We start from the raw sequence: 16,560 nt of genomic DNA, 5'->3' as shown, positions 1-16,560 counted from the left end.
GATATTTGCATCTCTAAAAAATTACTACTTTTAAAATACTAATAAAGCAATTATGGGAATGAATAAAAATACCATCCTGGGATGGGCTACTTTTATAATGGTACTTATGGGTTTGTTACTTATAGGTCTTGGCGCTTTTAGATACAGAGACGTTTCGGGCTGGGGATTTGCTGCAACCGGAGTTGGTTTTATTGCAAACGCCTGGGTTTTTAACGCTTTGAAAGGAAGAGTTTAAAATATATCTAAGTAGATTTCTCTAAAGAATCACAAAAAAATAAACATAAAAATAAAAAATAAATCAAATGTCAGACGATAAGAAAGTAATTTTCTCAATGCAAAAATTGAGTAAAACCTATCAGGGAGCAGACAAGCCAGTTCTTAAAAATATTTATTTGAGTTTCTTCTATGGAGCGAAAATTGGTATTTTGGGACTTAATGGTTCCGGAAAATCTTCACTTTTAAAAATTATTGCAGGAGTTGATAAAAACTACCAGGGTGACGTTGTTTTTCAACCGGGTTATACTGTTGGTTACTTAGAGCAAGAACCAATACTTGATGATTCTAAAACAGTTATCGAAATTGTTCGTGAAGGTGCAGCTGAAACCATGGCAGTTTTAGAAGAGTACAATCAGATTAATGATTTGTTTGGTCTTCCTGAAAACTATGAAGATCAGGATAAAATGGACAAGTTGATGGATCGTCAGGCAGCTTTGCAAGACAAAATTGATGCTCTTGGTGCCTGGGAAATTGATACAAAACTTGAAATTGCAATGGATGCCTTACGTACACCGGAAGGAGATACACCAATTAAAAACCTTTCAGGAGGGGAGCGCCGTCGTGTAGCATTATGCCGTTTGTTACTGCAACAGCCTGATGTATTGCTTTTGGATGAGCCTACCAACCACCTTGATGCTGAGAGTGTTCTTTGGTTAGAGCAACATTTAGCACAATACTCCGGAACTGTAATTGCGGTAACGCACGATAGATATTTCTTAGACAATGTTGCGGGTTGGATTTTAGAGTTAGACAGAGGTGAAGGTATTCCATGGAAAGGAAACTATTCTTCATGGTTGGATCAAAAATCAAACCGTATGGCTCAGGAAGAAAAAGTGGCTTCTAAAAGAAGAAAAACTTTAGAGCGCGAGTTGGAGTGGGTTCGTCAGGGAGCAAAAGGTCGTCAAACGAAACAAAAAGCCCGTTTACAGAACTACGACAAATTATTGAATGAAGATCAAAAACAACTGGATGAGAATCTGGAAATCTATATCCCGAACGGTCCACGTTTAGGAACCAATGTGATTGAAGCTAAAAATGTAGCAAAAGCTTTTGGGGATAAATTATTGTATGATAATTTAAACTTTACTTTGCCACAGGCGGGAATTGTTGGAATTATTGGACCAAACGGTGCCGGTAAGTCGACTATTTTCAAAATGATTATGGGAGAACAACAAACTGATAGTGGAGAATTTTCAGTTGGTGAAACGGTAAAAATTGCTTACGTTGACCAGTCACACTCTAACATTGATCCAAACAAATCAATTTGGGAAAATTTTGCTGACGGTCAGGAATTGGTAATGATGGGAGGTAAGCAGGTAAATTCAAGAGCTTACTTATCACGTTTCAATTTTGGAGGTGGTGAGCAAAACAAAAAAGTATCAATGTTGTCCGGTGGAGAGCGTAACCGTCTACACTTAGCGATGACTTTGAAAGAAGAAGGAAACGTACTTTTACTGGATGAGCCTACGAATGACCTTGACGTAAATACACTTCGTGCACTTGAGGAAGGTTTAGAAAACTTCGCTGGTTGTGCTGTAATTATTTCTCACGACAGATGGTTCTTAGATAGAATCTGTACACACATTCTTGCTTTTGAGGGAGACTCTGAAGTTTATTTCTTTGAAGGAAGTTTCTCTGATTATGAAGAAAACAAAAAGAAACGTCTTGGTGGTGATTTAACTCCAAAACGTTTGAAATACAGAAAATTGATTAGATAGTAAAATTTAAGCTTTCAATAAAAAAATCCCAAATTCCAGTTATTGTGAATTTGGGATTTTTTACTATTAGAAATTACATAAAGGATTTCTTTGATCTTTATCGATTTGCAAATGTGATTTCTCCTACGTTGAAATGACAAATATTACGATAAGTATTGGGGTTTGGAATTTGGAATTTTCTAAAGAAACTTAGCTTTCAATTCCGCTGTCGGAATCATGCAGCTTTCTTTTTTACCATACCAATTGTATCTATTTTTGGCGACATAATCATAAATACGGTCGCTGATAAAAATGGGAACAATCCTGAAAATTTCTGATAATCTCCAAAGACCCCCAAATTCTTTTGCAATAGCTATTACTGCTGAAGATTTGTAAAAGTAAGCAGAGTCAGGATTGAATAGTAAAATACTGTCCATCTTTGCAAAACTAATCCCCAAATGTTTACAAATCGAAATTCCCAATTCTGATTGCAAAGCCACAAATCTAAAAATATCTTTTTTGTCATGCTTGATTATGAATTGTACGGCAGAGTTGCAGAGATTGCAGATGCCATCAAAGAGAACTATTTTTTTATTTGCGGGTAAATCAATCATTTTTTTAAACAGGTGGTGTTTTGATGGAATAATATAATTATTTATAATATCTATTGTAATTCTATTTTTAATAGTATTTGAAGATTAAGAATGGCTTTAATAAAATAATTTTAAGGAAATTTTAAAACATAACGACCTTCTTGTTCGTTTTTAAAGAATTAACGCTTTAAATCGCTTTATTTTAAATTTCACCAAGAAAAACGTAAATTTTATTACTTTTTAACCGCTTCAACCAACTCCAACTCATCTAAACTGACTTTCGAAGTGAAAATGCCGTAATTTACCGTTGCTTTATTTTTCTCTATAGCATCAATACTTCCAACAGATCTTCCGTCAAGCATTCTTACACGATCGCCAACTTTTAGAATTGGTTTTGGTTTTTCAATTACAGGTTTAAGTTTCTTTTCTTTTTTCTCTTTTCGAATTTCCTCCACTTTAACTGTGATTTCAGCAATTACTTCTTTTTTCTTTTCAATTATTGCTTTCGTTTCTTTTGGAGTCGCCTTTTTACGTTTTGAATTTTCAATCTCAACTATTTTCAAAAATTCACCAATAAGTTCCTTTTTGTTTTTGTTGTTAAAGTATTTCTCTGAAATATCTTCGATTTTCTGACCGATATAAATCGTTTTCTGATTGCTATCGTATAATTCCTGATAACTTTCCAGTTTTTGCTTGATCTTAACGTTGATGTTTTCCATCTTTTTGCTTTCTTCACGAGCCCTGGTTTCTTCCTCTTTTAGATTAAGAGAAGTTTTTTCAAGCTTGGAGCGCTCTTTCTGAAGGGTTGCAATCGTTTTATCAAAACGAACTTTACCCACTTCAATTTTCTTTTTTGCACGATTAATCAATCCAAAAGGAATTCCGTTTTTTAGAGCTACTTCAAAAGTAAATGAACTTCCGGCCTGACCTAAAGCCAATTTGTACATAGGCTCTAAAGTCTTTTCATCAAACATCATATTGGCATTGGTTGCGTATGGCAATTCATTAGCCAAAATCTTTAGATTAGAATAATGAGTGGTTATAATTCCGAAAGCTTCACGATGATAAAATTCTTCCAGGAATATCTCTGCCAAAGCACCACCTAATTCCGGATCAGATCCTGTACCAAATTCATCAATTAAAAACATAGTCTTCTTGTTACACTTCTTCAGGAAGTAGTTCATGTTTTTTAATCGGTAACTATATGTACTTAAGTGATTTTCAATAGATTGATTATCTCCAATATCTGTTAAAATCCTGTCAAACAAGAATGTTTCGCTTCGTTCATGAACCGGAATAAGCATCCCGGATTGCAGCATTAACTGTAACAAACCTACTGTTTTTAGCGAAATTGTTTTCCCACCCGCATTAGGTCCCGAAATCACAATGATACGATTATCTTGCTTTAGTTCAATGGTTTGTGGATGGGTAACTTCGTTTTTCTGTTTGTTGTTCAGGTATAAAATCGGATGATACGCTTCTCTGAAAAACAACCTTCTTTCTTCTGTAATAGTAGGCAGGATTCCGTTGATACGATTCGCATATTTTGCCTTTCCGGCAACAACGTCAATATCACTCAAAAAATCCTGATATTCAATTAATAAAGGCAAGTACGGACGAATTGCATTGGATAATTGCTTCAAAATTCGGGTAATTTCTTCCTTCTCTTCGTATTCTAAATTGGCTAATTCTCTGGAGTATTTTAATGTAGCTTCAGGTTCGATATAAGCAATACTTCCTGTTTTCGAACTTCCTAAAATAGAGCCCTTAACTTTTCGTCGGTACATAGCTAAAACCGCCAAAACTCTTCGGTTTTGCACAAAACTTTCTTTTATATCATCAAGATAACCAAGACTATTGTACTGTGTAAGAGCGACTCCGAAACTTTGGTTTACTTTACCGCGAACCAGGTTCATACCCTGACGAATGCTTAATAAAGCTGGTGAAGCATTGTCTTTTATTTCACCATATTTGTCTACAATAGCATCAATAGTGGTCACGATATCTTTTGTGTATTCAACACGTGAAGCTCTCGCATTTAGATTTGGATAATAATCGTCAAATTTTTTAAGGAAATTTAGTAAAAAATTTGAGGTAGAAGAGAGTGTAGCAATCTTTCTAAAGCTTCCCACTTCAAGAAAACTATCTTCAATTGCCAGGAACTTAATCTCGTGAGTTATAGCGTCAAATCCGTGATTGGGAATGGCGTTATTATTTTGAAAAGAGGAAACATATTCTGATGTTTGCATTAAAGCCTGCATCAAAGTTTCCTGATCTCTAAAAGGTGTTATTTGTAAAGCTTTTTCTTTTCCTATATCAGTATTACAGCCTGCTGAGATGGTTTCGAGTACTGTAGGAAATTGTAAATCTTGTAATGTTTTTTCGGTTATAGATATCATTATATATCGTAAGTTGTAAAGGTTCAAAGTTACAAAGTTTTGAAACGAAATAGTACTATTAATTAGTACTTTGAAAAAAACTTTGCTTAATTTGTGATAAAATTTAAAAAATGAAAATCAATCTTTCTCCTGATTGGGAAACGGTATTAAAAGATGAAAAACAAAAAACTTATTTTTCTGAGCTAATGAAAACTTTGGAAACTGAGTATCAAACACATACTTGTTATCCACCTGCAGAATTGATTTTCTCTGCTTTTAATACCTGTACCTTTCAAAACTTAAAAGTTGTCATCATAGGACAAGATCCTTATCATGGAGAAGGAGAGGCGAATGGATTGAGTTTTTCTGTAAATGATTCCGTTAAAATTCCGCCTTCGCTGCGAAATATTTACAGGGAACTAAATGACGATCTCGATTCGATCTTTATGCCGACTTCTGGTAATCTTGAAAAGTGGGCAAAACAAGGTGTTTTACTTTTAAATGCGTCCTTGACAGTTCGCAAAGATAGTCCAAATAGTCATAAACATTTGAAGTGGAATTTGTTTACAGACGCCGTAATTCAAGCTATTTCAGATCAAAAAGAGAATGTTGTTTTCCTGTTATGGGGAAGCTTTGCTCACAAAAAAGGTGCTAAAATTGATCGTTCCAAACATTGTGTTTTAGAATCCGGACATCCTTCACCTATGAGTGCTAATCAGGGAAAATGGTTCGGAAACAAGCATTTTAGCAAAACCAATGATTTTTTGAAATCCAAAGCAATCAAAGAAATCGACTGGCTGTAGAAACTAAGAGCTAGTTAAAATCAGCTTTTATAACAAAAACTGATTGTTGCTAATTATTAAAATGACACACTTACTCTTTTGTGTCTTTTTTAATAATCTCTTCCAGAATAGCTTTGTTCTCGTAATTGACTACTTTTAAAATAATCTCTTGATTTTTAGCTGTTTTACCTTCGATTATATAAAGCTTTCCTTTGTTTACAGGAACATTGCTTTTGTCAAAATCAACATCACCAAATGTCAGTGTGCTTTTAATATCTGCGGTGTCAACCCATTTTTCATTTAAAGTCTGAATTGCTTTTTCGGAATACTGAAAAGGCTTAGTGCGTAAATTATTTAAAACTCTGGCGTTTGGAAAGTAATTGCAACGTGTATCTTTTCCACTGAATACAAGGGCTACAAAAAAGCATCCCATAACCAAACCAACCAAATAATATGCAAAACGATGTACGAACTTCATGAAATATAATTTTTGCAAAGGTACACTAAAGTTCCCTTAAAATACAAGTAAATTAATATCGTTGTCCGGTAAATCAAACCATTCTCCAATTGCTTTGCTGGTCAGGATTCCGTGATACATGTAAATTCCATTTTTTAATCCTTTATTGCATCGTATGGCACTTTCCAGACCACCGTCTTCTGCAATTTGAAGCAAATAAGGCGTAAGGATATTACTTATGGATAATGAAGCTGTTTTAGAATATCTGGAAGGGATGTTAGGTACACAATAGTGCAGCACATTGCTTTTTATAAAGGTCGGTTTTTCATGAGTGGTAACCTCCGAAGTTTCAAAACAACCTCCGGTGTCAATACTTACATCTACAATTACAGCGCCTTTTTTCATGTGTTCTACCATTGTTTCTGTAACAATAATAGGGCAACGCTCTTTACCGCGCATGGCACCAATCGCCACGTCACAACGTCTTAAAGCCTTTAGCAGCGCTTTTTGCTGTACCGTTGAAGTAAAAATACGTTGGTTAAGACTGTTTTGCAAACGGCGTAATTTGGTAATTGAATTGTCAAAAACTTTCACATTTGCACCCAGTCCTATGGCAGTTTTTGCAGCAAACTCACCCACGGTTCCGGCACCCAGAATAACAACATCAGTAGGAGGGACTCCGGTAATATTACCAAACAAAAGGCCTTTTCCAAACTCGTCCGTAATCATTAATTCGGCAGCAATAAGAATAGAAGCTGTTCCGGCAATTTCACTTAGCGATTTTACGGCAGGATACGAGCCATCTTCGTCTTTTATGTATTCAAAAGCCAGTGCTGTTATTTTTTTCTGCGCTAAAGCTTCAAAGTATGCTTTCTTCTTAGTTTTTAATTGAATGGCCGAAATTATGATGGTTTCGGGATTAATCATTTCAATTTCGGCTGTTGTAGGAGGTTCTACTTTAAGAAGCATTGGGCAACCAAAGACTTTCTTTGTGTCATTTGTTACTTCAGCTCCCGCATCAGAGTATTCTTTATCAGTGTAACTGGAGCTTTCCCCGGCTCCTGATTCAATCATTACCCTATGTCCCTCATATGTCAACGCACTAACAGCATCCGGAGTCAGACAAATACGACGTTCCTGATAACTTGTTTCTTTAGGAATTCCTATAAAAAGCTCACTTTTGAATCGGCCAATTTCAAGTTTTTCTTCTTGTGGCAACAATTGCTGTTTCGTAAATGGAGTTAAGGTAATTGACATGGGTTGTGCAAAAAATTAAGAGTACAAATTACGTAAAAAGTTTTAAAATCAATGTAAAAATTCTGCTAATAGTTGTTTAAGAATTAGAACAGAATTTTCTCCATTTTTATGTCCGCTCTTTCATAACTGACTTCACCCAAAGGGACTTCAGTAAAACCAAATTTCTGGTACAAATGAAGTGCAGGAAGCAGTATGCGATTGGAATACAAAAACAGCTTTTTAATATTGTTTTCTTTTGCAACAGCCATGCAATGTGTTAACAGTTTGTTTCCAACTCCAAGGCCTTGCGCCTGATCTGAAACAGCCATTTTACTCAATTCAAAGGTAAAATTATCGACTTTCATTAAGGAAACAGTTCCAATAATTTCACCGTTATATCTGGCGTAGAAGATTAGTCCGCCTTTATCGATAATTTCTTCTTGTGGGTTAGAAAGTACCAATTCGTCTTTTTCTTCTACTTTAAAATACTTTTTAAGCCATTCCAGATTTAGAATCTTAATGTGTTCTTTTAAATCAGTTGAAAAAGAGATTATTTCTACAGTATTTTGGGTATTCATTTTTATTTTCTTAATGTCTTTATGTAGACCTTTCGCCTTTTGTTGGAAGTTTTAGGATAATTTTAATTCTCTTTTTCCATCTGCCAGCAGTTCAATTGTGATGGTTGAAGTTTCTTCCGGGAGTAAGCTTGCAATTTTTTCAGACCATTCAATAAAACACCAATTTCCGGAATACAAGTAATCGTCAACTCCCATGTCTAACGCTTCAGTTTCTTTGTTTAATCTATAAAAATCAAAGTGATAAACAATTTGATTGTCAGAAGTATAATATTCATTAACTAAAGAGAAGGTTGGACTACTGGTCGCGTCCTGAACTCCCAGGTTTTTACACAATTGTTTGATTAAGGTAGTTTTTCCAACCCCCATTTCTCCATTGAAGAGAATGATTTTTTTGGGATTTGCTGCTAAAATTTGCGTTGCTACTTCTTTAATTTGATCTAATGAAAAAACGATATTCATTGTTGTATTTTTTTTTTTGCCGCGAATTCACGAATTATTTAGGCGTATACTATTTTAAAATAATTCGTGAATTTATGGCGATTTTTCTATTTCGGATTAAATACCAAAAACGGAATAATCATTTCTTCTAACGAAATCCCCCCGTGCTGGTAAGTGTTTTTATAATAACTCACATAGTGGTTGTAGTTGTTCACATAGGCTAAAAAGTAATCATTTTTAGCAAAAATAAACGAACTACTCATGTTAATCGCTGGCAAACCAATTGTTTTAGGCTCTTTAACAACATATACATCTTTTTGTTCGTATGTTAAACTACGACCGGTTTTGTACCGCAAATTTAAACTTGTATTTTTATCTCCAACCACTTTCGACGGATTTTTTACATTAATAGTACCGTGATCTGTTGTCAAAATCAATTTAAAACCTAAAAGTTGCGCCTGCTGAATAATTTCGAGCAGCGGCGAGTTCTTAAACCAGCTTAAAGTGAGTGAGCGATAGGCTTTATCATCTGAAGCCAGTTCTTTTACCACTTCCATTTCAGTTTTGGCGTGCGACAGCATATCAACAAAATTATAAACTACAGTTACAAGGTCATTTCCTTTTAAAGCTTTGAAATTTTCTGCCAGTTTTTTTCCTCCGGCGTAATTCGTAATTTTAAAATAATCTTCTTTAATATTTAAACCTAAACGTTTTAATTGCGCTGATAGAAATTCGGCTTCAAAAAGGTTTTTTCCACCATCTTCAACATCGTTTTTCCAATATTGTGGAAACTGTTTTTCCATCTCTATCGGCAATAAACCTGAAAATATTGAATTACGGGCATATTGTGTGGCGGTTGGAAGAATGGAGAAATAAGGAACCTCTTTTTCCAGTTTATAATAATTGGAAACTACGGTTTCAAAAGATTTCCATTGATCATAACGCAGGTTGTCAATTACCACAAATAGAATAGGTTTGTCCTTCTTTTTAATTTCCGGAACTACTAATTCTTTGAATAAATTGTGCGACTGAACAGGTTTGTCCGCCTTTGGAGCAAACCAGTCTTCATAATTTCTCTCGATATATTTTCCGAACTGCGAATTAGCCTCTACTTTCTGAGATTCAAGAATTTCTATCATCGCCTGATCGTTAATGTTCTCGAGTTCTAATTCCCAGAAAATTAGTTTTTTATAAAGCTCGATCCAATCTTCAAAAGAATTGACCATAGCCAACTCCATGGATATTTTTCTAAACTCCTTTTGATAATCCAATGTCGTTTTTTCAGAAATTAGCCTCGAATGATCGAGATTTTTCTTCAGACTTAACAAAATCTGATTCGGATTTACCGGTTTTATGAGGTAATCGGCAATTTTGGAACCAATAGCTTCTTCCATGATATACTCTTCCTCACTTTTGGTAATCATAATCATTGGAATAGCTGATTTTTTCTCTTTCATTTCCGAAAGTGTTTCCAGTCCACTCATTCCGGGCATATTTTCATCTAAAAAAACAATATCAAAATTGTCTTCTTCAAATAGTGCAATCGCATCTAAACCATTGTTAGAAGTAGTTACAGCGTAGTTTTTTTTCTCCAGAAATAATATATGTGGCTTTAAAAGATCGATTTCATCATCGACCCAAAGTATTTTTATCTTGTCCATAAACGATTTTAATTTTTAATGCAATTTAGAAGTATAGAACTTAAAAAGTATTAAATATAGTATAAAATTCAGAATTAAGAATGGTTAATTTTTCTGAAAATCTACTTAATGTAATGTTATTATATTGATTTTCAAAGGGAACATTTGTTGATTTTTAAGTAAAAAACGCAAAGTTGTTTATGGTTAATTACTTATATTTGTTCACCTAAAAATAACCAAATAGTGACTCATATCAATAAGTTAAAAATATTCAATGATCCCATTTACGGGTTTATCACCATACCGAACGAACTTATTTACGATTTAATTCAGCACCCGTATTTTCAGCGTTTACGCCGTATTTCGCAAATGGGTTTGTCGTATTTGGTTTATCCCGGTGCCAATCATACGCGTTTTCATCATGCCTTAGGCTGCATGCATTTAATGCAAAAATCAGTAGATACACTTCGTTTTAAAGGAGTTGCAATTTCGGCTGAAGAAGAGAATGCATTGTATATTGCCATTTTACTGCACGATATTGGCCATGGCCCTTTTTCGCATGCCATGGAAAAGAGTATTGTAGAAGATGTGCATCATGAAGCCATTTCGTTGCTGTTTATGAATAAACTCAATGAAGAATTTGAGGGAAAACTGAGTCTGGCTATTCAGGTTTTCAAAGGCGATTATCACCGAAAATTTATGTTGCAGCTCATCTCAAGTCAGCTCGACATGGACCGAATGGATTATTTAAAAAGAGATAGTTTTTATACCGGTGTAGCTGAAGGAAATGTAAATTCTGAACGTTTGATTCAGATGATGAATGTAGTTGACGGTGTTTTGGTAATTGAGGAAAAGGGAATTTATTCTGTCGAAAAGTTTCTGCTTTCAAGAAGATTGATGTACTGGCAGGCTTATTTACATAAAACAAGTCTCGTAGCCGAATTGATTTTGATGAAGGTGTTAAAAAGAGCTAAAGAACTTACTCTAAAAGGTACAGTTTTACCGTGCAGTGAGCCACTTTTGTATTTTATGAAGAACAAAGTCACTCTGGAGGATTTTGATGCTGAAAAATTAGATTTGTTCTCCCAATTGGATGATTTTGATATCATTAGTGCCTTAAAAGCCTGGCAAAAACACAATGATTTTATACTTTCGACTTTAAGCAAAATGCTTATTAATAGAGATTTACTTAAAATCAAGCTTACCGCAGAAAAAATACCTGCCGAAGAATTACAATCGCTGAAGGAAGAATTTGCTAACGAACATCATATTACACAATTAGAAGCCGGATATTTTATTTTTGGCGGAAAAATTAAAAATCAGGCTTATAGCAAAGAAGCTGAGCCCATACGAATTTTCAAAAAAGACAAAACAATTGAAGATGTTGTAGAAGCGTCTGATCAATTGAATTTGAGGTCGTTATCTAAATTGGTGACAAAATATTACATCTGTTTCCCAAAACAACTTATCTAAAATTAACATTTAAAATCTATTTTTTATATTTTTGTCGCAATGAAATTTACAGCAGAACAAATAGCGGGAATTTTAGAAGGAGAAGTTGTTGGGAATCCCAATGTAGAAGTTTCTCGATTATCTAAAATAGAAGAAGGTGAGGAGGGATCGCTTACTTTTTTGGCCAATCCAAAATATATCAACCACATATATACTACTAAAGCATCTGTAACAATTGTTAATGATAGCTTTATTCCGGAACAGGAAATCACTACAACTTTAATAAAAGTGGAAGATGCTTATGCTTCTTTCTCTAAACTTTTACAGTTTTACAATCAGGTTAAATTGAACAAAAACGGTATAGAAGCACAGTCTTTTATAACAGAAGGAACTAAATATGGGGAGAATCTGTATTTAGGAAGCTTTAGTTATATTGGGCAAAATGTGGTTCTGGGCGACAATGTAAAAATTTATCCGAACAGTTTTATTGGAGATAATGTTGTTATTGGCGATAATGTGTATATTTTTGCAGGTGCTAAAATTTATTCCGAAACTATAATTGGTAACAATTGTACTATTCATTCCGGAACTATTATTGGTGCGGATGGTTTTGGTTTTGTACCAAATGATGAAGGAGTATACAGTAAGGTACCACAAATTGGTAATGTTATTATTGAAGATAATGTTGATATTGGCGCTAACACTACCATCGACAGAGCAACTCTTGGTTCGACGATTATCCGACAAGGAGTTAAATTAGACAATCAGATTCAGATTGCGCACAATGTTGAAATTGGTAAAAATACCGTGATTGCAGCGCAGTCAGGTGTGGCAGGTTCAACTAAAATTGGCGAGAACTGTATGATTGGCGGACAAGTAGGTATCGCAGGACACTTGACTATAGGTAACAATGTGAGATTGCAGGCTCAATCAGGAGTAGCAAGAAACATTAAAGATGATGAAATTCTACAAGGGACACCGTCTCTTGGTTATACTGATTTTAACAAATCGTATGTTCATTTCAAGAATCTGCCTAAAATAGTTTCCGAAGTAGAAGAATTAAAAAAACAAATAATAAACCCAAAAAATGGAAATAATGGTTAAACAGAAGACCATCAAAAATGAAATTTCACTAACAGGCGTTGGATTACACACTGGGAAAGAAGTTACAATGACTTTTAAACCTGCTCCAATAAATAATGGTTTCACTTTTGTAAGAGTAGATTTGCAAGGTCAGCCGGTCATTGAGGCTGATGCTAACTATGTTGTTAATACGCAAAGAGGTACTAATTTAGAAAAACTTGGCGTAAAAATTCAAACTCCTGAACATGTTTTGGCGGCATTAGTTGGATGTGATCTTGATAATGTTATTATAGAATTAGACGCTTCAGAACTTCCTATCATGGACGGTTCTTCAAAATATTTTGTGGAAGCAATTGAAAAAGCTGAAATAGAAGAGCAAGACGCTAAACGCAACGTTTATGTAGTAAAAGAAGTAATATCATTTACAGACGAAACGACCGGAAGCGAGATCTTGGTGATGCCAAGCGATGATTATCAGGTAACTACAATGGTAGATTTTGGCACTAAAGTTTTAGGTACTCAGAATGCTACAATGAAAAGTATAGCCGATTTTAAGAATGAAATTGCAAGCTCAAGAACTTTTAGTTTCTTACACGAATTAGAGTCATTATTAGAGCACGGTTTAATTAAAGGTGGTGATCTAAATAATGCAATCGTATATGTAGACAAAGAAATTTCTGAGTCTACGATGGCGAATTTAAAGAAAGCTTTCGGGAAAGATGAAATTTCGGTAAAACCAAATGGTGTTCTTGATAATCTTACTTTACACTATCCAAACGAAGCAGCTAGACACAAACTTCTTGATGTAATTGGAGATTTATCTCTTATCGGAGTTCGTATACAAGGAAAAATTATCGCTAACAAACCAGGGCATTTTGTAAATACGCAGTTTGCTAAAAAGTTAGCTAAAATTATCAAGATAGAACAAAGAAATCATGTACCTGTTTATGATTTAAATCAGGAGCCATTGATGGACATTCACAAAATCATGGCGATGCTTCCTCACAGACCTCCATTTTTGTTGATTGACAGAATTATCGAAATGTCTGATCGTCATGTGGTTGGTTTGAAAAATGTGACCATGAATGAAAATTTCTTTGTTGGACATTTCCCAGAGGCACCGGTTATGCCGGGTGTGTTAATTGTGGAAGCAATGGCACAAACGGGTGGAATTTTGGTTTTAAGCACAGTTCCGGATCCTGAAAATTATTTGACTTATTTTATGAAAATTGATAATGTCAAATTCAAACACAAAGTATTGCCGGGTGATACCTTAATTTTCAAATGTGAATTGATTTCTCCAATCAGAAGAGGAATCTGTCATATGCAGGCAAATGCTTACGCAAATGGAAAATTAGTAACCGAGGCAGAATTAATGGCTCAAATTGCGAGAAAACAATAATAATTAATCAATTTTATTGTTTAGGTTTGTTGCCCAAATTAGACTATTTTAATTTAAAATATAAAAAATACATATGAATCAACCATTAGCATATGTTCATCCTGGCGCTAAAATCGCTAAAAATGTTGTAATTGAACCTTTTACAACAATTCACAATAATGTTATTATTGGTGATGGTACTTGGATTGGTTCAAATGTGACGATCATGGAAGGTGCTCGTATTGGTAAAAATTGCAATATTTTTCCGGGAGCGGTTATTTCTGCGGTACCACAAGATTTAAAGTTCGGCGGAGAAGATTCTCTAGCTATTATTGGAGATAACTGTACGATTAGAGAATGTGTTACGATCAACAGAGGTACAGTGGCCTCCGGACAAACTATTCTTGGAAATAACTGTTTGGTTATGGCTTACGCTCACATTGCACACGATTGCGAAATTGGTAATAATGCCATCATTGTAAATGGTGTTGCATTAGCAGGTCACGTAGTTGTTGGAAACCATGCTGTAATTGGTGGTTTGGCAGCGATTCATCAGTTTATTCATATCGGAGATCATGCTATGATTTCGGGTGGATCATTGGTTAGAAAAGACGTTCCTCCTTATACAAAAGCAGCAAAAGAACCTTTGTCGTATGTAGGAATTAATTCAGTAGGTTTAAGAAGAAGAGGTTTCAGTACTGAGAAAATCAGAGAAATTCAGGAAATTTATAGAATTTTATACCAAAAGAATTACAACACAACACAAGCTTTAAGTATTATTGAAGCTGAAATGGAAGCAACTCCTGAAAGAGATGAAATTCTGGATTTTATCCGAAATTCGTCAAGAGGAATCATGAAAGGATATTCCGGAAACTATTAAAATAAGTTTAATCGTTTATTTGTTGAATCGTTTATAGGAATAAACAGTTAAACGATTCAACGATTCAACAAGAAATAAATAAAACAAAAACAAAATGGCATCTACATCAGATATTAGAAACGGATTGTGTATTAAATTCAACCACGATATTTTTAAAATTGTTGAATTTCTTCACGTAAAACCTGGAAAAGGACCTGCTTTCGTAAGAACAAAATTAAGAAGTTTAACATCAGGGAAAGTATTGGATAATACATTTTCTGCAGGACATAAAATTGATGTTATTCGTGTAGAAACACATAACTACCAGTTTTTATATGCTGAAGGTGATGAATTTCATTTTATGAACACAGAATCTTTCGAGCAAATTTCTTTAAATAAAAACATTTTAGATGCTCCGGGATTATTGAAAGAAGGAACAAGTGTAATGGTTCAGGTAAATACTGAAACTGACTTGCCTTTATCAGTAGATATGCCATCTTCTGTAATTCTTGAAGTTACTTATGCTGAGCCGGGAGTAAAAGGAAATACAGCTACAAATGCTACAAAAAACGCGACAGTAGAAACTGGAGCGTCTGTAAACGTTCCTTTGTTCATCAATGAAGGTGATAAAATTAAAATTGATACAGCTTCAGGTTCTTACATGGAGCGTGTAAAGGAGTAGTTTTTATAAGTTTTCAGTTTTCAGTCGCAGTTATCAGTTTGTTAATGCAGATTGAAAACTGAGACTGAAAACTGAGACTGAAAACTAAATAAATATATGAAATTTCCAAAGAGTCATTCTTTACAAGAAATTGCAAATTTGCTTGATTGCGAATTTATTGGTGACCAAAACTTTCCAGTTTTAGGCATGAACGAGATACATGTCGTTCAAGCCGGAGATATTGTTTTTGTTGACCATCCTAAATATTATGACAAAGCATTACAATCGGCTGCTACTATAGTTTTAATCAACAAAAAAGTAGATTGTCCTGAAGGTAAAGCCCTTCTAATTTCTGATGATCCTTTCAGAGATTTTAATATCTTAACCAAACACTTCAGACCTTTCCAAGGCACAAATGTGTCGATTGCACTCTCTGCAACTATCGGAGAAGGCACAGTAATTCAGCCCAACTGTTTTATCGGAAACAATGTTACCATTGGTAAAAACTGTCTGATTCACCCCAATGTTACTATTTACGATCATACCGTAATTGGAGACAACGTAATGATTCATGCCGGAACTATTTTAGGAGCCGATGCTTTTTATTACAAAAAACGTCCTGAAGGCTTCGATCAGTTAATATCCGGAGGTAGAGTCGTTATCGAAGACAATGTTGGCATAGGAGCGCTGTGTACGATTGACAAAGGTGTTACCGGTGATACTACTATTGGTGAAGGTACAAAATTGGACAATCAGGTACATGTTGGACATGATACTGTAATTGGTAAAAAATGTTTAATTGCGTCACAAACCGGTATTGCCGGATGCGTAGTAATTGAAGATGAAGTCACCATTTGGGGACAGGTAGGAACCACCAGTGGCATCACAATAGGAGCAAAGGCTGTTATTATGGGGCAAACAGGAGTTACCAAATCGGTTGAAGGAGGAAAATCTTATTTCGGAACCCCAATCGAAGAATCGAGAGAAAAGTTAAAACAAATGGCCAATATCAAAAAGATTCCTGAAATTCTAAATAAATTGAAGTAATT

16 protein-coding genes are annotated in these 16,560 nt (G+C 34.6%); 9 read left to right on the top strand and 7 right to left on the bottom strand.

Features of this window, described 5'->3' with window-relative positions; translation table 11 throughout:
• Window positions 1–52 precede the first annotated feature (52 nt).
• Window positions 53–235 (top strand): CAL67264 family membrane protein, encoded by a 183-nt coding sequence (locus C245_RS23155; protein WP_017497526.1) that lies wholly within the window; start codon window positions 53–55, stop codon window positions 233–235.
• Window positions 236–302: 67 nt separating this feature from the next.
• Window positions 303–1,994 carry an energy-dependent translational throttle protein EttA gene (gene ettA / locus C245_RS0115490; RefSeq protein WP_026110094.1) on the top strand — a complete coding sequence of 564 codons (1,692 nt, stop codon included), beginning with the start codon at window positions 303–305 and terminating at the stop codon, window positions 1,992–1,994.
• A gap of 179 nt (window positions 1,995–2,173) precedes the next feature.
• Here the strand turns inward: ettA and C245_RS0115485 are convergent, their stop codons facing one another.
• Window positions 2,174–2,587, bottom strand: a complete 414-nt coding sequence (locus C245_RS0115485; RefSeq protein ID WP_017497524.1) for a thiol-disulfide oxidoreductase DCC family protein — start codon at window positions 2,585–2,587, stop codon at window positions 2,174–2,176.
• Between the two features lie 212 nt (window positions 2,588–2,799).
• Window positions 2,800–4,965, bottom strand: a complete 2,166-nt coding sequence (locus tag C245_RS0115480; protein WP_017497523.1) for a DNA mismatch repair protein MutS — start codon at window positions 4,963–4,965, stop codon at window positions 2,800–2,802.
• Between the two features lie 110 nt (window positions 4,966–5,075).
• Here C245_RS0115480 and C245_RS0115475 point away from each other — a divergent pair, with 110 nt between their 5' ends.
• Window positions 5,076–5,747, top strand: a complete 672-nt coding sequence (locus C245_RS0115475; RefSeq protein ID WP_017497522.1) for a uracil-DNA glycosylase — start codon at window positions 5,076–5,078, stop codon at window positions 5,745–5,747.
• Window positions 5,748–5,817: 70 nt separating this feature from the next.
• Here C245_RS0115475 and C245_RS0115470 read toward each other — a convergent pair whose 3' ends face one another.
• The 5 genes from C245_RS0115470 to C245_RS0115450 form a co-directional block, all read right to left on the bottom strand.
• The gene (locus C245_RS0115470) at window positions 5,818–6,204 is read right to left on the bottom strand and encodes a DUF4258 domain-containing protein (protein WP_017497521.1); all 387 of its coding nucleotides are present in this window, start codon (window positions 6,202–6,204) and stop codon (window positions 5,818–5,820) included.
• Window positions 6,205–6,240: 36 nt separating this feature from the next.
• Window positions 6,241–7,440 carry an alanine dehydrogenase gene (locus tag C245_RS0115465; protein ID WP_017497520.1) on the bottom strand — a complete coding sequence of 400 codons (1,200 nt, stop codon included), beginning with the start codon at window positions 7,438–7,440 and terminating at the stop codon, window positions 6,241–6,243.
• Between the two features lie 83 nt (window positions 7,441–7,523).
• Window positions 7,524–7,997 carry a GNAT family N-acetyltransferase gene (locus tag C245_RS0115460; protein ID WP_017497519.1) on the bottom strand — a complete coding sequence of 158 codons (474 nt, stop codon included), beginning with the start codon at window positions 7,995–7,997 and terminating at the stop codon, window positions 7,524–7,526.
• Window positions 7,998–8,048: 51 nt separating this feature from the next.
• Entirely contained in the window at window positions 8,049–8,456 is a 408-nt protein-coding gene (gene tsaE, locus C245_RS0115455; protein ID WP_017497518.1) for a tRNA (adenosine(37)-N6)-threonylcarbamoyltransferase complex ATPase subunit type 1 TsaE, read from the bottom strand.
• Between the two features lie 86 nt (window positions 8,457–8,542).
• The gene (locus tag C245_RS0115450; protein WP_017497517.1) at window positions 8,543–10,096 is read right to left on the bottom strand and encodes a bifunctional response regulator/alkaline phosphatase family protein; all 1,554 of its coding nucleotides are present in this window, start codon (window positions 10,094–10,096) and stop codon (window positions 8,543–8,545) included.
• A 222-nt stretch (window positions 10,097–10,318) separates the two neighbouring features.
• On the opposite strand from C245_RS0115450, the gene C245_RS0115445 reads away from it, so the two are divergent.
• From C245_RS0115445 to C245_RS0115420, 6 genes are all read left to right on the top strand, one after another.
• Complete coding sequence (locus C245_RS0115445; RefSeq protein ID WP_017497516.1) at window positions 10,319–11,548, top strand: HD domain-containing protein; 1,230 nt, start codon at window positions 10,319–10,321, stop codon at window positions 11,546–11,548.
• A gap of 39 nt (window positions 11,549–11,587) precedes the next feature.
• Window positions 11,588–12,631, top strand: coding sequence for a UDP-3-O-(3-hydroxymyristoyl)glucosamine N-acyltransferase (lpxD, locus tag C245_RS0115440; RefSeq protein ID WP_017497515.1), 1,044 nt, complete (start codon window positions 11,588–11,590; stop codon window positions 12,629–12,631).
• The gene (locus C245_RS0115435; protein WP_026110093.1) at window positions 12,624–14,012 is read left to right on the top strand and encodes a bifunctional UDP-3-O-[3-hydroxymyristoyl] N-acetylglucosamine deacetylase/3-hydroxyacyl-ACP dehydratase; all 1,389 of its coding nucleotides are present in this window, start codon (window positions 12,624–12,626) and stop codon (window positions 14,010–14,012) included. Before lpxD ends, C245_RS0115435 begins: the two co-directional genes overlap by 8 nt.
• A gap of 73 nt (window positions 14,013–14,085) precedes the next feature.
• Window positions 14,086–14,871, top strand: a complete 786-nt coding sequence (gene lpxA / locus C245_RS0115430; RefSeq protein WP_017497513.1) for an acyl-ACP--UDP-N-acetylglucosamine O-acyltransferase — start codon at window positions 14,086–14,088, stop codon at window positions 14,869–14,871.
• Between the two features lie 94 nt (window positions 14,872–14,965).
• The gene (gene efp / locus C245_RS0115425) at window positions 14,966–15,532 is read left to right on the top strand and encodes an elongation factor P (protein WP_017497512.1); all 567 of its coding nucleotides are present in this window, start codon (window positions 14,966–14,968) and stop codon (window positions 15,530–15,532) included.
• A gap of 96 nt (window positions 15,533–15,628) precedes the next feature.
• Window positions 15,629–16,558, top strand: a complete 930-nt coding sequence (locus tag C245_RS0115420) for a UDP-3-O-(3-hydroxymyristoyl)glucosamine N-acyltransferase (protein WP_017497511.1) — start codon at window positions 15,629–15,631, stop codon at window positions 16,556–16,558.
• The last annotated feature ends 2 nt before the right edge of the window (window positions 16,559–16,560 follow it).

Source organism: Flavobacterium sp. WG21 (assembly GCF_000335775.1).
Taxonomy (GTDB): Bacteria; Bacteroidota; Bacteroidia; order Flavobacteriales; family Flavobacteriaceae; genus Flavobacterium; species Flavobacterium tructae.
This window is presented reverse-complemented; position numbering and strand designations above follow the sequence as displayed.

Coding starts and splice junctions, on each gene's coding strand:
- C245_RS0115485 (WP_017497524.1), bottom strand. CDS start 2,587: ATGATTGATTTACCCGCAAATAAAAAAATAGTTCTCTTTGATGGCATC.
- C245_RS0115450 (WP_017497517.1), bottom strand. CDS start 10,096: ATGGACAAGATAAAAATACTTTGGGTCGATGATGAAATCGATCTTTTA.
- lpxA (WP_017497513.1), top strand. CDS start 14,086: ATGAATCAACCATTAGCATATGTTCATCCTGGCGCTAAAATCGCTAAA.
- C245_RS0115460 (WP_017497519.1), bottom strand. CDS start 7,997: ATGAATACCCAAAATACTGTAGAAATAATCTCTTTTTCAACTGATTTA.
- C245_RS23155 (WP_017497526.1), top strand. CDS start 53: ATGGGAATGAATAAAAATACCATCCTGGGATGGGCTACTTTTATAATG.
- ettA (WP_026110094.1), top strand. CDS start 303: ATGTCAGACGATAAGAAAGTAATTTTCTCAATGCAAAAATTGAGTAAA.
- C245_RS0115465 (WP_017497520.1), bottom strand. CDS start 7,440: ATGTCAATTACCTTAACTCCATTTACGAAACAGCAATTGTTGCCACAA.
- C245_RS0115435 (WP_026110093.1), top strand. CDS start 12,624: ATGGTTAAACAGAAGACCATCAAAAATGAAATTTCACTAACAGGCGTT.
- C245_RS0115480 (WP_017497523.1), bottom strand. CDS start 4,965: ATGATATCTATAACCGAAAAAACATTACAAGATTTACAATTTCCTACA.
- efp (WP_017497512.1), top strand. CDS start 14,966: ATGGCATCTACATCAGATATTAGAAACGGATTGTGTATTAAATTCAAC.
- C245_RS0115470 (WP_017497521.1), bottom strand. CDS start 6,204: ATGAAGTTCGTACATCGTTTTGCATATTATTTGGTTGGTTTGGTTATG.
- C245_RS0115475 (WP_017497522.1), top strand. CDS start 5,076: ATGAAAATCAATCTTTCTCCTGATTGGGAAACGGTATTAAAAGATGAA.
- C245_RS0115420 (WP_017497511.1), top strand. CDS start 15,629: ATGAAATTTCCAAAGAGTCATTCTTTACAAGAAATTGCAAATTTGCTT.
- tsaE (WP_017497518.1), bottom strand. CDS start 8,456: ATGAATATCGTTTTTTCATTAGATCAAATTAAAGAAGTAGCAACGCAA.
- lpxD (WP_017497515.1), top strand. CDS start 11,588: ATGAAATTTACAGCAGAACAAATAGCGGGAATTTTAGAAGGAGAAGTT.